The organism is Siminovitchia fortis (assembly GCF_007681465.1).
GTDB classification, from domain to species: domain Bacteria; phylum Bacillota; class Bacilli; order Bacillales; family Bacillaceae_C; genus Siminovitchia; species Siminovitchia fortis.
The window spans coordinates 1-4,892 of record NZ_VEKZ01000102.1 but is presented as its reverse complement, the minus strand read 5'-3'; the positions used below and the strand labels follow the sequence as shown (position 1 = coordinate 4,892).

Below are 4,892 nucleotides of genomic sequence, written 5' to 3'. Positions count from 1 at the left end.
TAGCTATTTTAAGAAAAAGATAGATTAAGAGTAACTATGTCCAAAATTCGGGGGTTAATCCGAGTAAAATCTTTGATATGGAACTAAATATTCAATTGCCTCTGGTCATAGAATAGATGACTACACTTTACTCTACCTCATTAATTCCCTTCTTTAATAAAGCTAAAGATTCTCTTGAAAAAACACCTTGTTTATAAGCCTCAATTATTGCTTCTGTAATACTCCGTTCATCAAAAGCAGGTTGTCTCGGAACCTTTTGACCGTTCTTTTTATATCTCATTATTACCTGTTCACCTTTTTCTTCACCATCTTCAAATTTTACACACTATCTATAGATATTGAGTATACACTTGATACCTTAAATTCTGATTCCACAATTGGTTTGTATGTTGTTTTTGTCATATAGTCCATCTCCTCATCAAAAATCGTTAGTCCTGTATAGGATGACTTTTAGAATCTTGGTTTTTGCCATATTATTGTATAGATGAAATTGGCACACTTATCCTGTCCCTTGCAACACAAACATTTTTATATTCGATATAGCATTCTACGTAGTGTTCGCCTTAAAAATTCATGAAACTGGGGTCAGACCCCTTTTCGCCAAAATATAAGATATTTGGATACATTTATTCAAAATGCCTTACTTTATTTTCTTTTTTTCTTCTCTCTCATTATAAAAAGATATATAGCAAAAAGGATAACTGTTGAAACTCCCATTAACATTCCATAGTTTAGTAATGTATCTAATGAGGACAGTTCTCTGGAAAATCGAATTTCATAAATTGGTTTAATGATATAATCAAAAATTACAGACATTGATAGAATAACAGATACAAAACCAATGATAAAATGAAAAATGTTATCCCTTTTCGTTTTTGAGAACTCCTTTTGTCTAAAAGAAATATCTGCTAACGCTTCAATGCGATTAATTTGATCATTTATTTTGAAGAGTTCATTTATGGCATAGTCCATTATTGTGTGTGCTTTAAGAATGCTTGAATATTTAAGTGAAATTTGTTGCTTTAGAAGATGAAGTTCTTTTTTGGACTTTAGTAACTCACCTAGGGATTCATCATCTACAACTTTTGAATATACAACCATCTTAGTATTTAAGATTGATAGTTCATCGTCCAAAACTGCAGCAGGCATATATGAGTCCAAAATATCACCAAGTGTTAAAGTGATATGCTCAAATACATAAAACTTAGTCGATGGATGTTCACTAAAATTAATCAATTGTCTATCATATAGTGGATTATTTTCAGTGTAAGCAAATCCGTTTCTAATTAACTGGATTTGTTCCTGTGTTAGATTAGGATTATCTAGCGAGATTAAAGTCCTTCCGAACCATGAATATTTCTCGTATTTTAATAGCATTGATAAAAACATTTCAGCAAGTTCATGAACATCTCTTACAGAAAAACCCTCTGAGTTAAATATAGCTGATTCATTCGCTTCAAAATTGAATAACTCTCCATTTTCTTTGTCCATTTCTATACCTAGTGCTACAAAGTAGGTATACGGTAGTTTTAGGTTCTTTATTTTGTCCCCAATTCTTAGTAATCTATATGCAAATTCTTCGACAGTCTCCGCCTCATCGTGTGGAAAATAGTTGAAATCAACTATTACAATTTCTTTATTTACTACTTTGACCACAGGATAAATCCGATAATAATATTCTGGATTCTTTTCCAACTCAAGAACTATAGGCTGGAATATAAAATAGTTATACTCATCTTTAAAGTCATCATCTTTTGCAAAGAAGAAGTTTCTAAATAGCTTCTCTCCAGAAATATGACCTAAATAATGTGTTTCAAAGTCATCAATATTGGATTCACCAAATTTTAATGTGGCCATCGTTGTATAATTTTCCGTATGAAAGTCTATCTTAGACTTATCAAGTTTACCATCTTTTACACGGATCATATTGAATTCATCATCAATGTAACAATATAGAGCTCTTGTAGCTATAAGACTTGTAACAATCTCTGGATCTAATTTTGCATCATATAGACCAAAAGAAAAGCTCTTCCTAACTCTATAATCTTTAATATATGTTTGCATACCTTCTCCTTAATTAGTAATTCTTACTTATATTTACTTATGTTGCTGCTCACCGTTGTGATATGACGAGAGTGATTGCTTCTGCCATCTCTCTTTCTATATAAACTTTAACTTTTTTTGGTTCTTCAAAATCTAAACAGGAATATGTAACGGGTCCTTGTTTATTATGGCAGCCTGTATTTTCCTTCTTAGATAGTCCTTTAAATCATCTTCTTGTTCAAGAACCTTGTATATTTCCTCGAGATTCACTAGAACTATCAATACCTTAGAAAGTGACTCTTTACAAAGTGCAACAGCAGGTTGGGTAAATGATGAAGTAGAAATAAATATTCCACAGGCATGGCCTCTATTAAAAATGCGGACTAAGTGCTGAGAAACTTCTCCAACACCAACTGGTTTGTCCCACCATTTCATTTCTACCAGAAATACTTGGCTATCTACCTCTACTACTCCATCAATTTGTTCAACAATCCCTTCGCCATCTGAACCAATTAAATTGAATGATTCTCTGACAAGAATCCCATAGCTTTTAAACAGCTCATTTAAAACATGCTCTAATTCCTTACCCCTTTTGTGAGGATTGGATATTGTAAACAAATGATTGAATCCTTCTTTTAATTTACTTCTTTCTTTACGAAGATTTTGTACTTCATTAATTCTACGCTGGTACTCCTTTCGGTTTTTCTCAGCCTCTTTATCACGAGCAATTTTCATCCTCATAAAGGCATCTTTAGTGTTGACTACTTTTTGTATTTCAGCAACCAGCCCCCTAGCTTTTAACTGATCATCCGGCCAGCAAGACGAGAAACTCTCAAATTCTACTACCCTCTTTAAAACTTCACGTCGCTCCCTTAGTGTCTTTTCACCCGCTTCATTAAGCCTACTCAGTACAACTCTAACAATTTCATATTTCGTTACATTTTGGCGATCTGATCTTACTCGACTTTCTAAATCCAATGTATATTGCTTTGATACCCCTGAGCCTTTAAAGAAGATCATCACATCATTTTTAGATCTAAAAAGTAATGGAATCGTATCCACTAGCAAATTAAACAGTTCAGGAGGATAATGATAGAATTTACCCACTGTCTTCCCTCCATTATTTTATGGTTTAACGATAATTAATTCATCAGCATTTAAACCGTCTTTTACATATAATTCTGGCGTATCTTTTTCTGGAATCCCTTCAAGCATCAGAGCAGTTTTTCCTTGTTCGAATGCCTTTTTTACTGAAAGTCCAAATCCGATAGCAGAATAAAACTGAGCAGCAAAAACCCTGGCAGCTTCATCGCCTATTGTTGTCGTCATCCCAATTACTGCATCCACATGTTGTACCACTGCCTGTGCTTGTCCATAAGAAAAACAGGTATTAAAAAACACCAATTTAATATCATCCGATGTACTCATCATTGTTTGGACTATTGCCTCTTTGGAAACAAGTTTAGCATTCCCTTGATTGTCTTGGAAGACGATTTCATCATCCTCAGATCCATGTCCACTAAAGTGAATGATTGTGGGATTTTCCTCATTAATTGCTTGTATTACGCCCAAAGTCTAGTAGCCCATCGGGTTTCGAATGATACAGAATCCCTATGCTCTGATTTTCTGATCATCCCTTGAATGACCCTAGTTTCTTCATCCAATCTTAATTGTGGTGCATCTAATGGATTCGAAGCCACAAATATGACAGTAATTTCTTCTGGTAAGTTTTTCAATTCTTCCAATGCACTATTTGTCTCTTGGTGCATTTCACTATGTCTATCTAGCATTCCGCTAACCTCCTTCATACGTTTTTCGTTATCAGCTAGTCTCTTCTTTTCGACAGCATCTCTTTTCTTTTGCTCACGTTCAACTTCACGACCCAGCTTCTTTTCTTCAGCTATTACATCTCCCTCTATTTTTGCTATTTTTTTATCAATTGCCGCAACCTTTTTATCAATATCAGCTAGTTTCTTTTCTTCCCGTTCAATTTCTCTATTTTTAGATTTTATTGTAACAGTTGACTTTGTTCTACCTATAGTTGCTTGAGCCGAAAGAATTTTTTTCTTATGTGAAGGTATTTTTCCTAGCTCGGAGGCTTTAGAAATCCTTAGTTTGTTTAACTCTTCTTTTTTTCTTTTGATTGTCCTTCTATATGTTTCAATGAGGGACAAAATGTCCGACCTCCCCAAATCCAATTTTATTCCTAATATTATACTGAATATTCTACACACAAAAACACACTTTTGCAAACGTTTGTTCCACTTAATGTCACTAAAAAGACAGTTCCATTATTATGTATAGGAACTGCCTTCTACTGTTTATTCTTAAGTTGTCTGTTGCTGAGCATCACTTGTGTTATTATTTTTTTTCATTGAGTTCATTTAAAATATCAAACATTTTATATACTGTTTCCATAATTTCATTCTTTCTTTGTGTTGATAGCTCAGGAATCGAAAATGTGTTGTAGCAAAGTCCAGCTGAATAACGATACCGGTTTTTTAATCTACCACTGACAGCCTTGACCCATGTCATAGGCATTCTGGACATCAATATTCCCAGAAGATAAACATCTGTATCATAAATTACATATATTAGGTTTGATAGTTTAAGGGCTTTGCATGTTAATGCACAAAAAACCCTCGAAATATTGTTATATCAACGTTTCAAGATTTTTTTGTTTTTATTTACTTTGCAAAGTGATGACTCCTCCATTCTATTCACAAGTAGTCCTCAGACGGGTATATGGAGTTGCTTTAAGGTGTTAGATCACATTTCCCTAATGATGTAAAGAATCACTTTGTTCCGTCAAAAACAGGCCTTCTTTATTCAAATTCCTTCAGCGTGAT

Annotated in this window: 5 protein-coding genes and 2 pseudogenes; all 7 read right to left on the bottom strand. The window is 33.7% G+C overall.

All coding sequences use genetic code 11. The features are described 5' to 3' along the window. Positions 1-127: 127 nt before the first annotated feature. Complete coding sequence (locus FS666_RS19960) at positions 128-280, bottom strand: hypothetical protein (protein ID WP_186306621.1); 153 nt, start codon at positions 278-280, stop codon at positions 128-130. Between the two features lie 193 nt (positions 281-473). Then, positions 474-551 (bottom strand): annotated as a pseudogene (locus FS666_RS19955) (hypothetical protein); the annotation flags it as partial. Positions 552-645: 94 nt separating this feature from the next. Then, positions 646-2,064: a hypothetical protein gene (locus FS666_RS18780; RefSeq protein ID WP_144463729.1), complete on the bottom strand. Its 1,419-nt coding sequence runs from the start codon at positions 2,062-2,064 to the stop codon at positions 646-648. Positions 2,065-2,196: 132 nt separating this feature from the next. Continuing rightward, on the bottom strand, positions 2,197-3,150 hold the full coding sequence (locus FS666_RS18775) for a restriction endonuclease (protein WP_222119382.1): 954 nt from the start codon (positions 3,148-3,150) through the stop codon (positions 2,197-2,199). A gap of 18 nt (positions 3,151-3,168) precedes the next feature. Further along, positions 3,169-3,615 (bottom strand): CHAT domain-containing protein, encoded by a 447-nt coding sequence (locus tag FS666_RS20095; protein WP_244943967.1) that lies wholly within the window; start codon positions 3,613-3,615, stop codon positions 3,169-3,171. Beyond that, entirely contained in the window at positions 3,606-4,217 is a 612-nt protein-coding gene (locus FS666_RS20090; RefSeq protein ID WP_222119381.1) for a hypothetical protein, read from the bottom strand. The genes FS666_RS20095 and FS666_RS20090 overlap by 10 nt, the downstream gene beginning before the upstream one ends. 205 nt (positions 4,218-4,422) lie before the next feature. Then, positions 4,423-4,650 (bottom strand): annotated as a pseudogene (locus tag FS666_RS18765) (type IIL restriction-modification enzyme MmeI); the annotation flags it as partial. Positions 4,651-4,892: the final 242 nt, after the last annotated feature.